Here is an 18,732-nt window from a genome sequence, read left to right as displayed (position 1 = left end):
TCCTAAGACGCCGTGATCTCTAGCCACAGGCCCGTTTCATTTTCGGAGCGCACGAGCCGTCCGCGCGTTCCCTCTGTCTGGTCATGCGCAATCCTGACGAGCGCGGTTGTGTCCGCCCCGTCGAATTGCACCAATGCGAATGCGGAATCTGCCGTATGCGTGATGTGAAGCACCTCTGCCTCCCCCGTCAGGTCCACCCAGTCGAACCCGTCAGCGTGGCAGGCCGCGCATGTCGCGCGCGGCGGAAAGGCTGTCTGTCCGCAGGACATGCAGGAGCTGGCACAGGCCCGCCCTTCAGCCAAAGCGGTAAAGAAAGGCGACAAGCGACCTGTCGCGAGGGTGTAATCAAGTACGAGGTGATACTTCATCGGGGCGCCTCCAAAACGGAGACCGCACACAGGGTGGCAACCCCGCCATGAGTATCAACAAGAGCAAAACGAGGTGGTGTCTGCGGGCGCAAACCTTCGTAGCGCCCCTCAAGTTGCAGGGCGGCAGTCAGCACTTGCGCAACGCCCGTTGCCCCGACAGGCGCCCCCTGCCCCAACAGCCCGCCCGAGAGGTTCACGGGAAGCGCTCCATCGGCGGCGAAATGCCCGTTGCGCTCGGATGCCACCGCATCCTCGACCACACCCAATGCATCCAATGCTTGAAGCTGCGCGCCCGAGAAACTGTCATAAACTTCGGCCACGCCAATGTCGCTCGGACGGCAGCCCGCCTGCGCATAGGCACGCTGTGCGGCCGTGGTTTTCGCGCGGAAACGCCCAACATCGGGTCGATCCCCCAACCGTACCAGATCATTTGCAACGGCTGTACCCGCCAGTGTCGCACGCCCCTTGCCCACCTCAGGAAGAGCGTCAGGCCGCGCAAGCACAACACAGGCCGCGCCATCGCTCAAGGGAGAGCAATCCAGACGACGGTAAGGTGACGACACCATTGGCGAGGCCAGTACATCGGCCACGCTCACATCCAGTGGCAAATGTGCCTTCGGATTTAAACGCGCATTTTGATGGTTGCGCGCGGCGATGCCTGCGAAATCTTCGGATGTCGCACCTGTTTGCGCCATATAGGCAAGCGCGGACAAAGCATAGATGGAGGCTGAACCGATCTCGATCATCCCCTCCGCCCATGCGTCATATGACATGGCATAGAGCAGGCTCATCGACGCGGGCGGAAGATGGGAGGCCGATCCCTCGAACCCCAGAACCGCAACGCGGCGTGCCTGCCCCGAGGCGACGAGCGCGGCACCTGCCTGCACGGCCAAATGCCCCGTGGCCCCGCCCCCTTCGACGCGCTGGACATGAATGTCGCGCAGTCCGAGGTGATCCGCGACAAGTGCTGCTGGATTGAGTTGCAGGGAGAAGAAATCGCTTTCGATGGCGACAACCAGCGCGTCGATATCTGACGTATCCAGCCCCGCATCCATGCAGGCCCCGTGAAAGGCGTCAGCGCACCAGTCGCGATAGGAGCTTGCATCCTTGCGACGATTGAACGGCGTCATGGCGCCACCTGCTACGACAACACCCATCACGCCCAAGCCTCCCTGCGTGCGGTAACGACCAACCCTAGCAACAGTGCCAGACCAGCCAGATCTACCGCGAGAACCATTGCGACAAGTCCCGTGACGCCCGATGCCGCGGCGACCCATGCGCCCAGAACAGGCGCGAGTGCCATGAAGAGAAGTCCGATCATCGCGATCAGGCCAAGCTGCTGCGCGAAACCCGTTTCAGGGATCCACTGTGCCGAAAGCATCGGACGGATAACCGTCTGCACACCAAAACCCGCGCCCTGGATGATAAGAGCGATCAGAGCGACGGTCAGACCCGAAGTCATAAAGAGCATAAGCGGCGGCAAAATCATGAAGCCGAAGAGCACGATCGCCGCGCGATCCAATGCCATCCGCCCCAAGAGCGCACCCCAAACCAAACGCCCGAATATCTGCGCAGGCCCCAAGACCATCGGCAGCATGAGGGCGGCATCCCCGTCAGTCAGCTTTGCCAGTTGAAGCGGAAGCTGGAACAACAGAAGCGCATGTCCGAGCATCACCAAGGCAAAGGCCATTCCGATAGCCATCGCACGGGATTTTCCGCCCGAATGTGTTAGTACCCCGTCAGGCCGAGGAGCGACGCTTCGCACAACCCCATCGGCGGGCATAATCGCCACGGCAATGCAAACGAGGACGGCAAAAACGCGGACGATCCAGCGCCAGTCCATACCCGCTGACGCAAGCCACGCCACCAAAGGAAATGTCAGCAGCGTTGCAAGACCCGCAACAAGCGTGACAACCGTAATCGCACGCCGCGACGACTGACCCGCGCCAAAGCGCGTAATCATAAGACTAAAACAGGGATCATAGAGGGTCATCGCCATGGGAAGCCCCAACACGACGAGAATTCCAAGCGCCAAGGTCTGGCTCTGCACCACCGAGAAGATCAGCAGCAAAAACGCACCAAGGCCTCCCGCCAGACGCATCGCAACCGCGCCATACCCACGATCAATGATTGCGCCCGCGACAGGCGACAGCACCGCCCAGAACAGAAAAACCGCCGTAAACGCCCCCGACACAACCACGCCAGACCACCCCGTGCCCGCAAGCATATGCGGCAGGATGGCGGGCAAGAGATAGTAGAAGGCTGACCACATGATCAGTTGGGCCATAGCGTGACGCATCACGAAGCCGCGCGGGATTGCTCTCGATGCGGAGGCGACGGCGCTCATGCGTCCGCCCACCCTGTCCGAGAAAGACAGACCGTGACGTGTGTTATGCAGGCTGATGCTGTGTGACACATGAAGGTCTCCGAAAGAGGGCGAGCGGGATAGTATCGGGAGGCCAGCCACTCACACGGCCAGCCTCGCGTTTCACTTAGTGGAAGTAGATTCCGCCACAGACGTTGATGGATTGACCCGTCACGAAGTTCGACAGATCGGAGCCGAGGAACGCCACAGGACCGACAACATCCTTGGGATCGCCAAGACGCTTGAGTGCGGCGACATTGGACCAATGGTCGATCTCTTCTTGGCTTCCGAGGTTCTCTTTGCCCATTTCCGTCAGGATAATACCGGGGCAAATCGCGTTAACGGTGATGCCGTCCATGCCAACTTCCTGCGCGTAAACACGCGTCAGGGTGATCGCAGTAGACTTCGTCGCCGCATAGTGGCCTTGGGTCGGAGAGCCTTGGCGTCCCGCGATAGAGGCGATGTTGATGATCCGCCCCTGTTTGCGCGCACGCATTTGCGGAAGAACGGCGTTCGTGCAGAGCAAAATGCCCTTCGCATTCACGTCGAAATGCGCATCCCATGTGGCTTCGTCGAGTTCCTCAAGACGCTTGGGCACAAGAATACCCGCGTTATTCACAAGGATATCGATACCGCCAGCGGTCTCTGTGACTGCTGCAAAAACGTCCTCGATGGACGATTTGGATGTCACATCAAGTGCATGGTTGTAGCAGGTCCGCCCTGCCGCTTCGATTGCGGCTTGAACCTTGGCCAGATCGACAGACTGGCTCGCCAGATCAGTGATGGCGACGTCCGCCCCCTGCTCCGCCAGCCCGATTGCGATCTCCGCGCCGATACCGCGCGATGCACCTGTTACCAGTGCCGTTTTTCCGTCCAGTAGCATGTTTTCCTCCCAAAATTTTATGCTGTGTGCAGACTATGCGTCGCGCACAGGCCATGAGTTCATGGCCTCGATGGTGGCATCGAACGAAGTCAGCTTGCCTTGGGAACCCAAGCCGAGCGCGACATTCGCAGCCACTGCGTTTGCGAAGCGAGCGCATTCGCGGATATCCCACCCTTTGGACAGGCCAACGATAATACCCGCAGTAAAGCTGTCGCCGCACCCCGTCGTGTCGACCACGTCGATCTTGTGTGCAGGCAGATGGAACGCTTCACCGAATTCGGGATCGACCCAAACGCCGTCGCCTTCCAATGTCAGGATCGCATTCTTGACGCCCTTGGATTTGAACCAACGCGCGACTTCTGCGGGATCATCGACACCGGCCATCGCTGCGGCCTCCACGATGGAAGGCACGAAGTAGTCAATGTACGGAAGAAGCGGATTGACCTTGGCGATAGTCTCGGGATTGGCCTGAATAAGATCGAACACAGTCGTGCGACCCAGCACTTTCGCGCGCTTCAACAAGGCAACCGATGGCTCCCCGTCAAAGGCTGCAAGCAGACCCGTGCCACCGAGGTGGATGATGTCTGCGTCGAGAACGTCATCCCAAAGCTCGGGGCCGATCTCCAATGTATCGGACGTGCCCGGAACGAAAAAGCCGCTGCGTGATCCGTCAGGACGGATGGGCAACATGCTGGTCGATGTCTGCACGTCGTCGTCATATTGCACCAAAGAGGTATCAATGCCGAACTCGCCCATTTTGCTGACGAGGTAGTTCCCCATGTCATCGCGACCCACGCGGGTGACGATCTGGCCATTCAAACCGAGGATCGCGCAATCAACAGCCGTCGCTGCTGCCGTGCCCGCAACCGTCATCTGGATCTCGTCCACGAATGTCGCGCCACCTGGAGGGGGCATATCTTCTGCGTAGCGGCACAGCACATCGAGAACAGAAAAGCCTACTGCGGAATAGTCGTACTTAGGCATCGAGAGCCTCCTTATTTTTTGTCGCTCAGGCCGTAGCCCGCCATTTTGTCGATGACATCCTGAATTTGCTGATCCGTAAGCAAAGGCGGCTCACCCAGAAGCAGGGCGCCGTGATACTGACGCGCAAGGGTTTCAAGCTCGGTCGCGTACCAGAATGCCTGCTGGATCGAGGTGCCGACGGAGATCATGCCGTGGTGCTCGAGGATACAGGCCTGACGATCCACCAGTGCCTCAATCGCATTGTCGGAAAGCTCTTGGCTTCCGTAAATCGCATAGGGAGCAACGCGAATATTCGGCCCGCCGAAGACCGCCAGCATGTAGTGGATGGCGGGGATCTCTTTGTTATGGATCGAAAGGATCGTGGTGTAGGTCGGGTGCGCATGGACCACAGCATTTGCGTCCTTGCGTGTCTTGAGAATATCACGGTGGAAACGCCATTCGGTCGAAGGCTTCCAGCGACCATGCGGCTCCCCGTCCCCATCAATAAAGACGATGTCTTCCGGTGTGAGGCTCGCATAGGGACGTGACGTCGGTGAGATCAAAAGTCCCTCGCCATGACGGATCGAAACGTTTCCCGACGTCCCTTGATTGAGCCCCGAGCTATTCATCAAGATGCAGTGATCGATAATGGCTTGCCGCTTTGCCAGCTCATCGGGGGAAAAGGTCATGAAGCAAAACTCCTAAGTTGCGAACGGGCATCGGCCGGCGAGGCCATCCATAAAAATCCGGCAGCAAACGCGAACCGCCGCCCCACTGAAGCCAAGGAAAGCGCAAGCAATCCGTCGACTCCAATTTGTATAGTCCAATTTGTGACTACAAATAATTTAAATGGCAAGAGCAAATGTTCAAAACATTCATGCCATGGGAAATTTTACCGCCAAAACAATGAGAAGAACCGAACCGAAGCTGGCCGAGATGATGACGCTTTAACACTATGTCGAATTGCGCAGGCTCATGAGACACTCCGATCCGAGACCACTGAGACGAAGGACACAATCGAGACTGGCATATCGTCTGACTTCAGATCTGTTCAACAAAGTCTTGCGGAAAAACGAGATTGACTCTTCTCCTCCTCCCCTTGACCAACATGCACCTTAATCCCATATACCCCGCATGATGACCAAGAGCACGATCCACACCATACGCTGATCGGTTGATTAGCACTGCTTCCAGCAACGGGAGTCAGCACAGGTGTGCGGTCGGGTCTTATACCCCCGAGAATTGGCGCCAGATGAGCGCGGACGGCCGAGTTCGATACTCGGGACTCCTACCATCATTAGGAGATGTCATCATGACGACTTCAAACAACAAAACGCGTACAGAACGCGACCTTCAAATTTTGGCTTTGGCCGCGGCGAATATGATCGTTCTTGCTGACGATCTGCTCAGCATCTTGTCCGATATTCTGTCGCTCTTCATTGGATAGCGCTATGAAGAAAACGACCTACACCATCCGCGAGACACGAAGCGAAGCCAAAACGCGCATCTGGAAGAAGTTGCTGCGCGCTTCACGCAAACGCGCCTATACGCGTCTCAAATCCAAGGCGGACGAACTCGGTATTCCGTTTGACGAAGCCTTCGACATCGGCATTGACGAGCTCAGCCACGAAGCCAGCGTGTTCCAGAACTTCGATTTCAACTTCAAAGCCTTCCGCAAACAGATTGCGGAGCTTTTGACCTCGTTCGATCCGGACGCCTGCCGTGCCGATGCACACGACTTCTCATATTTCCAAGCCTGTCTGATTGTTGAAACCGTGATCAACCAGAAGAGCGAACAGAAAAAGCACATTGAAGCCCGCGCAACAAAATATGCGCGGCGCTATCCCCTAACACGCCAAATCTCCTCTAAAACGGATAAGGAGACACTCAAACGGCTCCAATCCGCCACGGGGCCACTCGCCTACGCAGGACCGCGCTCTGAGCACGAGATCGACGAGCTGGTCGCCAAGATCTTCGCCGAAGCGCCTTGGTTGCAGCGCCCGTTGAACGTGATCTGGTCCTCCTTAAAAGCCCGAATGGTGGAGGACCGCTTCTTCGGATTGACCCCTACCCTCCTCGTCGGTGCGCATGGCACAGGCAAATCGACACTCGCGCGGAATATCGCGGAACAAGCTGGCATCCACCACGTCGAGATCGATGCGGGTGCAGGCACATCCGCGATGCGGATCGCAGGTGTCGAGGCGGGTTGGTCGTCGAGCCAGATGGGTGACGTTTTTCGCGCGGTGATCGACAGCCAATCGCCAAATCCGATGGTCATCATCAATGAGATCGACAAGGTCGGCAAGGGCGCCACGTCGAGCAGCGGCTCGCGCAGCTCGATGTCTGATGCGCTTTTGCCACTTCTCGAACGCTCTACGGCAAAGCATTTCCGCTGCCCCGCGACTGGTGTGACCGTCGATCTGGGCGATGTGTCATTCATCCTGACAGCCAACAACATCAACGCTATCGACCCCGTTTTGCTGTCACGGATGCGCGTCATCCAGATCCCGAGACTGACGATCGATGATGTGATGGCATACGTCGAAACGCATCATGCGGACCTCGATCCACGTGACTTGTTTGCTCTGCGGATGGCCGTCATCCGCAACTGGTCTCGCGCAGTCACACTGCGCCACATCGACCGCATTGTCTCGGAGCTGAAAGCCGTCAACGCGCGACCGCTACTGCACTGAGATCATGATCGTTTAACTATCGTGACGGTATCGTACTATTATTAAACGATTATCCGAAGGGCCGCTCATGCCACAGCTACACCACAGATTGCGGTCTACTTTAGCACAGACGGCGCTTTTGCACGAATAAAAACAGTGAGGAATGATCAGGGTTGTCACACTGATCTGAAATGAGGACGTCCTGCCTCGCCACAACTCCTCGGAGTTTAGGGGAATAACAGTCACGCTGCGTTTTGTCCGCGTCGGATCAATTTCCGAAATCCCGCAAGTCACCCCCCGAGCTCAATGCTCTCTGCAAAAGCCGAACGGGCCTCGCTTGACTGGAATTCACTATCCCAAAATTGCGTGTTTTTACAAGAAGCGGCCAAGAAGCGGTACATACATAAAGGCCAGAATTCCTCCATTGTGCGACACATATAGTCCTCGCACAATTCCCGGCATTAGACAGACAATGATACAGTTGATCGTTATTTGAATGCATTCTTGGGGCAAAACTGACACAGATACAGGCGAGTTTCACCATCTCGCGCATCACAGTGCTGATGTCGCGGCCACGCTGCTTGCCCTACTTGAACTCCCTACATTGCGCGCCCGCGCAGAACGCGCAGCAGGGCAAAGTCTGACGAATGAGCAACTCATGTGTTTGGGCGCACTCGCGTTTCTCCATGACATCGGAAAGCTAGCCCCGTCCTTTCAAAGCAAAGCCCTTCCCTCACCATATCCCCGCAAGACGCGTGATCATTTGCGGTGCGGCTGGAAATGGCTGCAGCAGGGCGATGCAGCAAGTGCCCTTGGCGGACAGGCGCTCCATATCGTCCGCTGGGACAGGATAGAGGTCTGGTTTAAAATACTCTTCGCCCATCATGGCCGCCCCGTTACCTGTCCGGATCCAAGCTGGGCACAAGATGCCTTTGCTCCGCTGGAAGAATATGACTGGAAAGCTGAAGAGGCCCGTATGGGGCAGGCTCTCGCGTCATGGTTTCCCGAAATCCGCGACCACCGCCCACCACCACCGTCCCCCACATTTGCACATTTCTTTTGCGGCCTTCTGGCACTGGCGGACTGGATCGGATCGGATCGGGAGGCGTTTCCATTCGTCGCAACATACGACCCAGATTATTGGGACACCGCCCGAAAGCGGGCACGACGGCGTGTCCATGAGATCGGTCTGGACACATCCGACCGCCATCTCTCCGGCCCTGCCTCATGGGCACTCTTGTCAGATTACCCGACACCACGCCCAGCACAGGAGGTCGTGGCTCGAACCCCACTTTCCGACAATCTTGTGATCCTTGAGGCTGAAACAGGTGCAGGCAAAACCGAATCCGCGCTGTGGCGTTTTGTTCAACTGTATGAAATCGGCGCCGTGGACAGCCTTTACTTCGCCGTTCCCACTCGTGCCGCAGCCCGTCAATTACAAAGCCGTGTAAACGCGGCGATGGCCCGCATATTTTCCGCTCCAGTCCCCGAAGCCGTGCTTGCGATACCGGGGCAAACCGTTTCCGGCGAGGCGCATGGCATTCGCCTGCCCGCTTTCGAGGTAAAATGGGATGACAATGCGGGCAGCGACACCCGAGCAAAACGATGGGCGGCCGAACACGCGACGCGCTATCTCACCGCTCAGATTGCTGTCGGCACAGTGGATCAAGCGATGATGGCGGGGCTTCAGGTCAAACATGCGCATTTGCGTGGATCGGCACTGTCGCGCTCCTTGCTGGTCATTGACGAAGTTCACGCCTCGGATGCATGGATGACAGAAATCCAGCGCGCGGTTCTACGTGACCATCTGGCGCTTGGGGGGCATGCGTTCTTGATGTCAGCCACCCTTGGGGCCGTGGCGCGATCCGCCTGGCGCGAAACACCGCTCCCCAGCCTATCGGAGGCAGAACAGACACCCTACCCCGCAGTCTGGACAAAAGGTGAGTGTTTCCCTGTCCAGACCCGCCACACGGCACAAAAGGATGTCGCGGTTACCGCATACAGCGGCTGGAGCGGCGAAGACGCCGCCGCCAAAGCCATATCGGCTGCCCGCCGCGGAGCGCGGGTGTTGGTCATCCGAAATACCGTTGACCGCGCGCGAGAGACCTTTGCCGCCTGCGTAAGTGAGGCCCCCGATCTGATGTTTTGCCTGAATCGCACGCCAACCCTACATCACAGCCGGTTTACCGCTGAAGACCGGGCGCGGCTCGACGTCCACGTCGAGGCAGTTCTGGGCAAGGACAGCGCCGCACAAGGCGTCATCGTCATTGGCACCCAAACACTGGAGCAATCGCTCGACATTGATGCCGATATACTGATCACCGACCTGTGCCCGATGGATGTGCTGCTGCAAAGGATCGGCCGCCTACACCGCCACAACCGGCCTCGCCCCAGCGGGTTCGAACAAGCCAGCGCCGTGGTCCTCTGCCCCGAGGGCGACCTTGGCCGACTAACCCGCGAGCCGGAGAATGGCTTGGGCACATATGGACAGAACACAACGCTTTCCGGCGTCTATCTCGACGTGCCGGGTCTGGCCGCGACACTGCACAAAATCGAGAACGAGCCGCTGTGGCGCATTCCGCAGATGAACCGCAGACTGGTCGAACGCGCCACCCATCCCGAACGACTCGACGAGATTGCCGCTCAAAATGGATTGGAAGACTATCGTCGCCGTGTGACGGGAAAGGTTATCGCGGAGACCATGGGGGCACAAAATGTCATCCTCGACCGCCGCGAAAAGTTTCCAGACACCTTCCCCAACGAGGAAGTCATCCGCACGCGGCTGGGTGAAAGCGGCCCCATTGTTACCTTTCCCGAAGGCACAATCGGCCCCTTCGGAGCACCTGTCGCAACGCTTGCCCTGCCTGCGCATTGGGCGCGTGACCTGACGGGGGATGAAGCAACAGAGATCATCACGACCTCCCCGCTTACGTTCCGCGTCGGGACCGCAGGTTTCATTTATGACGCATCGGGGTTGGCACGTCTGGAGGAGACATAACTATGACACATAACCTCTTGGTTGACCCTCTTATTCATACCAACGGTGGGGCGTTCACCTTACCTGGGATTTTTGCCGCGATGGCACGTGGTGAGGTCCGGAGTTTCCCTGCCCTGCGTCCCCACCAGAGACCCGCATGGCACATGTTTCTCGTGCAATTGGCTGTTTTGGCGCACAGCGGACAGGATGTCCCCTTGCCAGAGGATGAAGAGACATGGCGCGAAAATCTGCGCAAACTGACTGCCGAGTTCGAGGATGACGTAGCGTGGCACCTGGTCGTAGAGGATGACAGCAAGCCCGCCTTCTTGCAGCCCCCTAATCCCGGCGGCGTGAAGTGGAGCGAAGTGGCGACCCCTGATGCGCTCGACATGCTCATCACCTCGCGCAATCACGATCTTAAACGTGAGATCGCCCATAACGCTACACCGCAGGACTGGCTCTTTGCGCTGGTGAGCCTACAAACGATGGAGGGGTTCGGCGGTGCTGGGAACTACGGCATTGCCCGGATGAATGGCGGCTCCTCGTCGCGGGCAATGATCGGCCTTGTACCAGTGCAATCAGGCACAGCGATCATAGATCCCTCCGCATGGTGGCGACGTGACGTGACGCGGCTCCTGGCCAAGCGCAACGGCCTGTCGGGACCCGCGCTTTTGTGGTGCCTGCCTTGGCCTCAGAAGCAGATGCTCGATCTCCATACGCTTGATCCAATGTTCATTGAGGTATGTCGCCGCATCCGCCTCCTAGAAAGTCCGCAAGGCCTCTTTGCAAAACGCGGCACATCAAAAGCCGCTCGGATCGCGGCCAAGGAAGCCAAAGGCATGACTGGCGATCCTTGGGCACCGGTTCACCTCTCCGAGAACAAAACCCTGACACTCGGGGAACAGAACTGGAGCTATAAACTTCTTACGCGCTTGCTCTATGGCGGAGAATGGAAAGTGCCGGAACTGGCCACTTCGACGGCTGATGAAGAGGCTATAGACATGGCATTGGTCGCCGAAGCCTTTGCTCGCGGGAATTCCAAGACTGACGGCTTCAAATCCCGTGTCGTTCCAGTGCCAAAAGCCGTGACAAAATCTATGATCGGCCCACAAGCTGCAGAATTTTCCGCCGTACAAGTCAAGACCATCGACGATATTGATCGTGCATTGCGAGACGGGTTAGCCCTGATTGCAGCCGAGGGCGACTTTGCCAAGCGCGGCAAAGCCGAATACGCCCGTAGCCAACCCGCCTGCGATCAGGTCGCACGCATTGCCGATGCAGCCTTTTTCCCCGCTCTTTGGGAGAAACTGGCATGCTCGGACGATTATGCCCGCAATGAGGCACAGAACCGCTTTACCCGCCATCTGGCCGCAGCCGCTCGCGCCGAGTTTGCACGCGCCGCCCCCGCGATTCCCTGTGCGGGGATCATGCGGCCACGCGCCATGACACGCGGCCGCGCGGCTTTTGAGAGCAGTATTCGAAAAATATTTGAGAATTTCGGGATCACGGAGAAGGAACATGTCTGAAAGTGACACCAATGCTGCCACATCAGTTGGCGCCCGCGCCTTGGCGATTGCAACAGCACTTGCTCACGCGTCCAGCGGCGAAAAGGCCGCCGCACGCCGCATGGGCACCGAGGGGGCGCCGGTCTTTTGGCGTATGGCAGCGCGGTTCGGCATGACTCCTGCCGAAGAACCCGTGTGGCGAGCGATCACAAAGGCACTGGCGCTCCTGACCCCTGCCAGCTCAACCGAAAGCATCCATGAAAATGGTCGCCAGTTCGGAGCTATTCTTGCCGATGGAGGCGACGCTCGGGCGCATATTGAAAAGCCGGTACTCTCCGAACCCCGCCTTGCACGTTTGCTCGCCGCACGGGGCACGGCACGGCATGATGCTCTTGAACGGGCCATACGGATGCTTGCACGTAAACACCCCCAGATCGACGTGCCCAGTCTTGCATGGGCCTATTTGAAACAAGACGGGCAGGGCATCGCCCGCGACTACTACCAGCGCCTCGACCAGAGCGCGCGCACCCCTGAAAAGGAAATCCAAAATGTCTGATCCGCGCTTCCTGCAAATCCATTTCCTCGCCCCCTATACAGCCGCATTGCTCAACCGTGACGATGCAGGCCTTGCCAAGCGACTACCCTATGGAGGAGCCCTGCGCACACGGGTCAGTTCCCAATGTCTCAAGCGGCACTGGCGTCTAGCCGAAGACCTCCATGCATTGAGCGAGATCGACGGGGCTGAAGATGCTTTTCGGTCGCGCGAAATCGTTGAACGCAAGGTTTTCGGAGAATGGGCTGACAGTATTGACGAGGACGTGCGCAAGGAAATCGGAGACGCTCTTTTGAAAGCAGTCTATGGCGACAAAGGCGCTGACAAGAAGTCGCGTCAGACCTTGCTTCTCGGTGCCGTTGAAATCGCCTATCTGACCAAAGCGGCCAAGGAACTTGTGGCGGAGGCAGGCGGCGACAAGAAAGCTGCAAAGGATCTCGCAGCACAATGGCTCAAGGAGCACAAGGCCAACCTCAAAGCCATGAGTGAAGGCACCAAAATGCCCGCCGGTCTCACGGGAGCACTCTTCGGGCGTATGGTGACATCCGATCCTCGCGCCAATATCGAGGCACCCGTGCATGTCGCCCATGCCTTCACCGTCCACGCGGAAGAGGCAGAAAGCGATTACTTCATCGCCGCCGACGATCTGGCCCGCGAAGTGGACACGGGCGCCGACACCATTCAGGAAACCGAGCTGACGTCGGGGCTGTTCTACGGCTATGTAGTGGTAGACCTGCCCGGCCTGATCGAGAACCTCGGCGGCGACGTGGCGCTGGCCGGAGAAGTGCTGCACAACCTGACCTACCTGATTGCTGAAGTGTCACCAGGCGCCAAGCTGGGATCTACCGCGCCCTATTCGCGCGCATCCTTTATGTTGCTTGAGGCCGGAGACCGGCAACCGCGTTCCCTTGCCGAAGCCTTCCGCTCTCCCTGCAAGGCCGAAACAGGTCAGGCCGTTGCCGCATTGTGCGACCATCTTGCCGCGCTCGATTCCGCCTATGCCACAGGTGAAACCCGCCGCGTAATGTCGCTGGCCAACACCGAGGTGCCCGATGCGGAACGCGGGTCGCTTGAGAATTTGGCCCAATTCGCCAAATCCCTACCCAAGCGGCTGAAAGCGCCGGAGGCTGCATGACGCAACGCTGGCTCCATCTTCACCTCGCCGCGCCGCTCATGGCCTTTGGAGGGGGGACAATCGACCATGTCGGTCCGTCGCGGGACTACCCCGCCGCCTCCGCACTGACAGGACTCTTTGCCAATGCCCTCGGCTGGCGGCGCGAGGACAGCGCCGCCCATCAGGCGCTGCAAAACCGGCTGGAGTTTGCCGCACTTTCGGCCCTGCCCGAAGGGCGACACGCCCCGCTGATCGTAACCGATACGCAGAACGCCAAACTGGAAAAAAAAGACAAAGGCTGGACCACATGGGGCCAGCCCGAAGGACGTGCAGGGGCCACTTATGACAGCCCGCACCGTCGTCGCCGCGATTATCTGGCCGACCATGACACCCATGTGGTGATCCGGCTGACCTCCGATGTGTCGCCTTCGCTAGAGCAACTGGCAGACGCGCTCGATCGTCCGGCACGCCCGCTGTTTCTGGGACGCAAACCCTGTCTGCCGACACGCCGCCTCGTTGCCGGATGGATTGAGGCCGATAGCCCCTATGCAGCCCTCAAGGCCCTCGCGGAACAGGGAATCACAGGCCGCGCGATCTGGCCCGATGATGGCCGACCCTACGACGGTGCGCTCAAATACGACCTGCAGGATTTGCGGAACTGGAAAACCGGACTGCACGGTGGCACACGGATTATCTGCGAAGGAGAAATCGCATGAGCCTCCATCTCGTCGAACTCCCGATCCATCTGCCTGACCTGCACGGTTGGGCTGCGCAACGCAACCTGAGCAAGGGCACCTTTGACGAAGGACTGGCCCTGCACCACCTATTGGGCGAGGTCTTCGGCCCCGCCGCATTGCAGCCCTTCCGCCTCATGGTCGCACCGCGCGCAACGCGGGCCACTCTTTACGCCTATAGCTCACAACCGGCGCAGGCTCTTCTGGAGACGGCCAAAAGCGTCGCTCTCCCCAGTGAATGCGCACTTCTGAACCTCGAACAGATCCGCTCGCTCCCACGTCCGGCGGAAACATGGCAGGCAGGCGCGAGGTTCGGCTTCGATCTGCGCCTGCGCCCTGTTGTCCGGCTGGCCTCTGCGCTGACCTCGGACAAAACAACCTTTTCTAAGGGCGCCGAAATAGATGCCTTCCTCGCAGAAACTCTGCGCAACGATCAGGCACGTCCGCGTGAAGAGGTTTATCGCGACTGGCTGGCCAAACGGCTCTCGCCCGTGGCTAAAATGGAGCGGGACACCACTCGTTTGCACAAATTCCAGCGTCAGGTCGTCCAGCGCGGCGGAAAACGGATCGAGGGACCAGATGCTACGATCCTCGGCACCTTGACTGTGCAAGACCCACAGGGCTTTGCCGAGCTTCTGGCACGCGGCATCGGGCGCCATCGCACCTATGGCTATGGCATGTTGCTCCTGCGTCCGCCGCAACGCAGGAAGTGAACAATGCTCAAAGGACGCCTCGGCCTCGACAGCGTCAAAGTCCCTCACGCCGATCGCGCGGGATGCCTCTATCCTGCGCGCGGCGCCCTAACGGCACGCGACGGCACACTCGCCTTTGTGCAGGGAGAAACCACCCCCGCAGATGCTCTCTCCCCCGGCGGCTATGCTATCCCGCTTCAGACCGTCTCCATGACCCTTTTGGGCCCAGGCTCTACAGTCAGTCACGACGCTTTGCGTCTTTTGGCTCATGCCCGCACCCTATCCGACGAAAAAATTATCTCTGCTATGATCGAACGGATCAAAACCTTGATCGAAGGCCGCGATTGATGGCACTCACCATTATCGTCACTCGGAATGTCCAAACCCGATACCGCGGCTTCCTGACCTCCGTCATGTTAGAAATCTCGCCCGGCGTATACGTCGCGCCAGATATGACAGCAGGGGTGCGCACACGGGTCTGGAATGTCGTCTCTGACTGGTGGGAAAACCTGCGTCAAGGCTCCCTCACACTTGTCTGGCGCGACACCTCCGCGACCGGACACCTGCAGATCGAAAATTTGGGCGAACCACCTAAAGACATTGTCGATGCAGATGGAGTTTTACTCGCCAAACGAAAGTGAGCGCCCCGATAACTCGCCTTCACGCCCTTTGACAATTGAATAAAATCAACCTATTGCTCGCAAGAGGCTCCCCCGCACCCGCGGGGATAGACCCTGGCCTCTGACGCCATTGGGGCCGCGTGTGTAGGCTCCCCCGCACCCGCGGGGATAGACCCCAGATGAAATCGATGTCAGACAAAGAGAGTTGGGCTCCCCCGCACCCGCGGGGATAGATCACTTAGACAATAACCGGTCCTGTCCCTGCATTCTTCTGAGCAACGCTCACTCACTTGCCGCATGAAAGGAGCATCAAAAGGCAAGAAACATACACACCTTACATCGTCGGAGGCGTCGACACTCACACGGATTTACACGTTGAATCCGTCGTCGACCATTACGACCCTGCGCTCGGCACCGAGAGCTTCGCAACCACACGGCATGGACATCGCATGATGTTGGAATGGATGCGTTCATTCGGTGATCTGCAACGCGTCGGCATCGAATGTTCTGGCAGTTATGGTGAAAGGTTGTTGCGCTATCTACAAACCGCGGGTGTCAAAGCTCTGAAAGTAGTCACGTCCACAGACACAAATTAGAAGTGGCGTACTGCGAGGGGCCATCACCTCGGCCAATGCAATATCGGCGCCCGTGTCGCGACACCTGGCGCGATAGGATCACGGCGTGCCATGGTCGACACGCCATCGACACGGCACCTGGTAGAAAAGCGTTCCCCCCCGCTCGCCTCACTCACGGCATAGCCCCCACCTGCCCTGATCGTTTAACAAGGCAGGCGGGGGCAGTTGGTTGTTAAACGATCACCCGTCGCCAGCGAGGAGATCGGGACGGATGGCGTAGACGCGCGTGGTGTTGGGGTAGTCGGGAAGACGAACGTTCTTTTTGCTGCGCCCGCCCTCACCGCAGATCAGCGCGCCGCGGTCCTTAGCAATCTTGACCATGAGATCGGGTGAGTGAGGTCCGCAGACGTCCCGCTCCCACGCCGAGGGCAGCACATAGTAAAGCCACGCGCCATCCTCCTGCTCGACGCGATACCCGCAACGATCACGGATAGCAAAACCGTCACTGCGCTCCGCATCATCGTCGGCGGCCTTCCCATTTTCGAGGCGCTCGAAACGCGTCGGGCCGTGAGCCTCGAAAAAGTACTGCAGGTGTCGCGCGGCGCTGCGCCATTCCTCGGACTGACCGCCGCCACGAGCCACAATCCAGGCACCAAAGCATCCAGAAACCGCATCGTCGATCTGCTCCGGTGAGATCTGCAAAATACCCGCCTGCTCGGCCAAATGCCCTGCGGCGGCAACAGCGGCAAAACGCCGTGCAACGCGCTGGATCTGCGGATCATCGTCGTCATCGAGCATGCGCTCCAAACAGGCTTCGATATGCTCACGCGCCTTGGCCAACAGCGCCTCGCGATTATTGACGAGGGCCCGCAAAAACACGCGGCCCGCGTGACCATAATGCGCGCGGGAGAGCGCTTTGATCTGATCCGCGAAGGCGCCGCCATTCTCGTACGGCCCGAGGTCTTCAAAACTCACGCCCGGTTCGACTTCGATGGGCACGTCGATCATGCGCACAACCATGCCACCCGTCATACGCCGCTTCCCGCGCCCCTGCTCAAGCTGCTGCTCAATGGTGTTCTCACCTGACGACAAGACCAACGCATTCCACTTTGCGCTTGCTGCGGCACTGCCGTCTTTCTTCGCACGTGCTTTGCCCTGCCCGTTCGCGAGCATATAGAGCATGTCGGTGAACCCGTCCGCATCCGCAACGGTCATTTCATCGAGACAGAGCGCCAAATCGTTGTGATCCGCGACAACGCTTTCGGCCCCGTTCACCGTCATGCGCCAACTCCGCAGAAACCCATCACGTCCCCCGCCGCCCCACACGGAGCCCGCGAGCATCAACAGGGTGGTTTTTCCGCGGGACGACTGGCCGTAGAAATGGAAGCCACCGCCCTCGATGCCGAGAGGCCTGAGCAAGGGTGCTGCGAGCGCCGCGCAGATCGCGAATGTCGCACGGCTGTTTGGTGCGGCGAGCCGCGTCAGGTCCTGCCACCCCTCCAGAGTGCCCGCCGTTGCAAGCAGGGTCGGCCGATCGCCCATGTCGAGCGTCAGCTGCATGTCATCTTTCTCGGGCGAAACAATCACATCAGGCAATGCGAAGGCCTCCCCACACCAGCCGGGATGGTCGGTGACATTGACGATCGGACAAGTCTGCGCGGCTTCGGCAATATACTCAGCCAAGGCGCGCCGCCCGTCCATCTGCTGCGGAACAATTCCGCCAGTGTCGGCAATCATTTCGCGCAGGTCACGCCCGTCGCCCGCGAGCAAACGGCCAGGCACAGTGAAGGACTCCCAGTCGTGTTTTGGTGCCCGCACCGCGATGCGATAGCCCCATCCGCCGCGGCTCGTGACAAGCTTTGTCCTGCCGAGGACAGCGATAGGAGACCCTGCGTAGACCTCAACCGGCTGGCCGCGACGGTCCACGTCGTATTTCACAATACCGCCCACGGACATGTTGAAATTGTCAGGCAGATCGAGTTCGAAACCAAACTGCTCGCGCAATTCACGACAGATGGGGTCCTCATCGGTATGTTCATCAGAAGCTGCATCGGTGGCGCCTTCCTCCGCAACCGTCACATCAATCTCCTCCACCATCCCGGCCTGTTCCAGAAGAGCCATGAACTGTGCCTCACACAGTCCGGCGTCAATGGCATCCGCGATATCAAAGCCCGTGTTGCGCATGCCAACGAACATGTCGGTCAGCGCGCTTGCCCTCAAAACCCGCAGACGCGCGACGCCGAGTGCCTTCACCGTATCGGCCAGCGTCTCGGCCGCCTTGGCACCCGGTTCGTCATCATCGGGTGCGATGATCACATCGCGGCCCTTCAGCGGCGAGAAGTCGGTTTTTGCCAACGCCTTCGCGCCGCCATGCCAGGTTGTCGAGACAACGCTCTCGAACCCTGCAACTGCATCCGCGCATTTCTCTCCCTCAGAGATCAAAACGGGTTTGAGAGAATTCGACATGAGGTCCGTCAAACGGTAGAGCGGTGCCCGCGTTGCGAAAGCATCGACGGGGAGCGCCTTATTGACCCAGCGTTTCTGACCTTCCACACGCCAAACGCTGAACGGATAAAATCCCGTCCGATCATCGTACTCACAACGAGCAACAAGGAACGCCAAAGTCCCGTCCCCATGACGATACTCATATGTCGCGACAGGCACAGTCGTCCCGAGACGCATATCAGGCATCGGAAACTCCGCAGGGACAG

17 protein-coding genes and 1 pseudogene are annotated in these 18,732 nt (G+C 58.9%); 11 read left to right on the top strand and 7 right to left on the bottom strand.

Annotation, left to right across the window (positions count from 1 at the left end):
* Positions 1 to 2 precede the first annotated feature (2 nt).
* The 6 genes from ACN0SC_RS05170 to ACN0SC_RS05145 form a co-directional block, all read right to left on the bottom strand.
* Positions 3 to 368 (bottom strand): Zn-ribbon domain-containing OB-fold protein, encoded by a 366-nt coding sequence (locus ACN0SC_RS05170; protein ID WP_417248607.1) that lies wholly within the window; start codon positions 366 to 368, stop codon positions 3 to 5.
* Positions 365 to 1,525, bottom strand: a complete 1,161-nt coding sequence (locus ACN0SC_RS05165) for a thiolase family protein (protein ID WP_417248606.1) — start codon at positions 1,523 to 1,525, stop codon at positions 365 to 367. Before ACN0SC_RS05165 ends, ACN0SC_RS05170 begins: the two co-directional genes overlap by 4 nt.
* Positions 1,525 to 2,715, bottom strand: coding sequence for an MFS transporter (locus ACN0SC_RS05160; RefSeq protein ID WP_417248605.1), 1,191 nt, complete (start codon positions 2,713 to 2,715; stop codon positions 1,525 to 1,527). The genes ACN0SC_RS05165 and ACN0SC_RS05160 overlap by 1 nt, the downstream gene beginning before the upstream one ends.
* A 145-nt stretch (positions 2,716 to 2,860) precedes the next feature.
* Positions 2,861 to 3,616, bottom strand: a complete 756-nt coding sequence (locus ACN0SC_RS05155) for an SDR family NAD(P)-dependent oxidoreductase (protein ID WP_417248604.1) — start codon at positions 3,614 to 3,616, stop codon at positions 2,861 to 2,863.
* A 33-nt stretch (positions 3,617 to 3,649) separates the two neighbouring features.
* Entirely contained in the window at positions 3,650 to 4,600 is a 951-nt protein-coding gene (locus tag ACN0SC_RS05150) for a carbohydrate kinase family protein (RefSeq protein WP_417248603.1), read from the bottom strand.
* 11 nt (positions 4,601 to 4,611) lie between these two features.
* Complete coding sequence (locus ACN0SC_RS05145; RefSeq protein WP_417248602.1) at positions 4,612 to 5,268, bottom strand: class II aldolase/adducin family protein; 657 nt, start codon at positions 5,266 to 5,268, stop codon at positions 4,612 to 4,614.
* 623 nt (positions 5,269 to 5,891) lie between these two features.
* Between ACN0SC_RS05145 and ACN0SC_RS05140 the strand changes: the two genes are divergently transcribed.
* From ACN0SC_RS05140 to ACN0SC_RS05090, 11 genes and pseudogenes are all read left to right on the top strand, one after another.
* Positions 5,892 to 6,026: a hypothetical protein gene (locus ACN0SC_RS05140; protein ID WP_417248601.1), complete on the top strand. Its 135-nt coding sequence runs from the start codon at positions 5,892 to 5,894 to the stop codon at positions 6,024 to 6,026.
* A gap of 4 nt (positions 6,027 to 6,030) precedes the next feature.
* A complete protein-coding gene (locus tag ACN0SC_RS05135; protein WP_417248600.1) occupies positions 6,031 to 7,272 on the top strand; it encodes an ATP-binding protein in 1,242 nt (413 codons plus the stop codon).
* A gap of 475 nt (positions 7,273 to 7,747) precedes the next feature.
* Positions 7,748 to 10,249: a CRISPR-associated helicase Cas3' gene (gene cas3, locus ACN0SC_RS05130; RefSeq protein ID WP_417248599.1), complete on the top strand. Its 2,502-nt coding sequence runs from the start codon at positions 7,748 to 7,750 to the stop codon at positions 10,247 to 10,249.
* A gap of 2 nt (positions 10,250 to 10,251) precedes the next feature.
* The gene (locus ACN0SC_RS05125) at positions 10,252 to 11,754 is read left to right on the top strand and encodes a hypothetical protein (protein ID WP_417248598.1); all 1,503 of its coding nucleotides are present in this window, start codon (positions 10,252 to 10,254) and stop codon (positions 11,752 to 11,754) included.
* Positions 11,747 to 12,289 carry a type I-E CRISPR-associated protein Cse2/CasB gene (gene casB / locus ACN0SC_RS05120; RefSeq protein ID WP_417248597.1) on the top strand — a complete coding sequence of 181 codons (543 nt, stop codon included), beginning with the start codon at positions 11,747 to 11,749 and terminating at the stop codon, positions 12,287 to 12,289. The genes ACN0SC_RS05125 and casB overlap by 8 nt, the downstream gene beginning before the upstream one ends.
* Positions 12,282 to 13,421: a type I-E CRISPR-associated protein Cas7/Cse4/CasC gene (gene cas7e, locus ACN0SC_RS05115; protein WP_417248596.1), complete on the top strand. Its 1,140-nt coding sequence runs from the start codon at positions 12,282 to 12,284 to the stop codon at positions 13,419 to 13,421. Before casB ends, cas7e begins: the two co-directional genes overlap by 8 nt.
* Complete coding sequence (gene cas5e / locus ACN0SC_RS05110) at positions 13,418 to 14,116, top strand: type I-E CRISPR-associated protein Cas5/CasD (RefSeq protein ID WP_417248595.1); 699 nt, start codon at positions 13,418 to 13,420, stop codon at positions 14,114 to 14,116. Before cas7e ends, cas5e begins: the two co-directional genes overlap by 4 nt.
* The gene (locus tag ACN0SC_RS05105) at positions 14,113 to 14,847 is read left to right on the top strand and encodes a type I-E CRISPR-associated protein Cas6/Cse3/CasE (RefSeq protein ID WP_417248594.1); all 735 of its coding nucleotides are present in this window, start codon (positions 14,113 to 14,115) and stop codon (positions 14,845 to 14,847) included. Before cas5e ends, ACN0SC_RS05105 begins: the two co-directional genes overlap by 4 nt.
* A 3-nt stretch (positions 14,848 to 14,850) precedes the next feature.
* Positions 14,851 to 15,174 carry a hypothetical protein gene (locus ACN0SC_RS05100; RefSeq protein WP_417248593.1) on the top strand — a complete coding sequence of 108 codons (324 nt, stop codon included), beginning with the start codon at positions 14,851 to 14,853 and terminating at the stop codon, positions 15,172 to 15,174.
* Positions 15,174 to 15,467, top strand: a complete 294-nt coding sequence (gene cas2e, locus ACN0SC_RS05095) for a type I-E CRISPR-associated endoribonuclease Cas2e (RefSeq protein ID WP_417248592.1) — start codon at positions 15,174 to 15,176, stop codon at positions 15,465 to 15,467. The genes ACN0SC_RS05100 and cas2e overlap by 1 nt, the downstream gene beginning before the upstream one ends.
* Positions 15,468 to 15,754: 287 nt before the next feature.
* A pseudogene (locus ACN0SC_RS05090) lies at positions 15,755 to 16,018 on the top strand (IS110 family transposase); the annotation flags it as partial.
* 243 nt (positions 16,019 to 16,261) lie between these two features.
* Here ACN0SC_RS05090 and ACN0SC_RS05085 read toward each other — a convergent pair.
* Positions 16,262 to 18,712 carry a DUF927 domain-containing protein gene (locus tag ACN0SC_RS05085; protein WP_417248591.1) on the bottom strand — a complete coding sequence of 817 codons (2,451 nt, stop codon included), beginning with the start codon at positions 18,710 to 18,712 and terminating at the stop codon, positions 16,262 to 16,264.
* Positions 18,713 to 18,732 lie beyond the last annotated feature (20 nt).

This window comes from Celeribacter sp. (assembly GCF_048261515.1).
Lineage (GTDB): Bacteria > Pseudomonadota > Alphaproteobacteria > Rhodobacterales > Rhodobacteraceae > Celeribacter.
The sequence above is the reverse complement of the archived record's forward strand: the minus strand, read 5'-3'. Positions and strand labels throughout refer to the sequence as shown.